Annotated in this window: 1 protein-coding gene; it reads left to right on the plus strand. The window is 46.8% G+C overall.

The genetic code is table 11. The annotated features are described in order from the left end of the window. Positions 1 to 575: AbgT family transporter (locus R7Z47_RS26065; RefSeq protein ID WP_318130929.1), on the plus strand; the 575-nt coding region annotated here is incomplete at both ends.

The raw sequence follows: 575 nt of genomic DNA on the forward strand, positions 1-575 counted from the left end.
GGGCGGTTACTCGGCAAACCTTCTAATTGGTACGGTTGACCCACTGCTTTCAGGTATTACTGAGACAGCAGCTCAAATGATTGACCCGACTTACACTGTTGGACCAGAAGTAAACTGGTACTTCATGTTTGTGTCGACGTTCTTCATCGCGGGTATGGGTGCATTCGTTACAGAGAAAATCGTTGAGCCGAAACTTGGCAAGTACAACGAGGAAGAAGCGGCTGAAGATTTGTCTAACGACAAAATGGGCAACCTAACTGACCTTGAGAAGAAAGGTCTGAAAGTTGCTGGTCTTGCTGTGTTGGTTGTGTCTGCTTTGTTGGCTTGGACGATTGTTCCAGAAGACGGCATTCTACGTTCAGACGCTGGCACTGTTGCAGGATCCCCATTCCTGAAAAGTATCGTCGCTTTCATCTTCGTATTCTTTGCTATCCCTGGCTTTGTATACGGTAAAGTCGTTGGCACGATGAAAACCGACCGTGATGTTATCGATGCGATGTCTAAATCAATGTCTTCGATGGGCATGTACATCGTGTTGGTGTTCTTCGCTGCGCAGTTTGTTGCTTGGGTTAAGT

The sequence above is a fragment of the Vibrio sp. 1641 genome (assembly GCF_033339995.1).
Taxonomy (GTDB): Bacteria; Pseudomonadota; Gammaproteobacteria; order Enterobacterales; family Vibrionaceae; genus Vibrio; species Vibrio alginolyticus.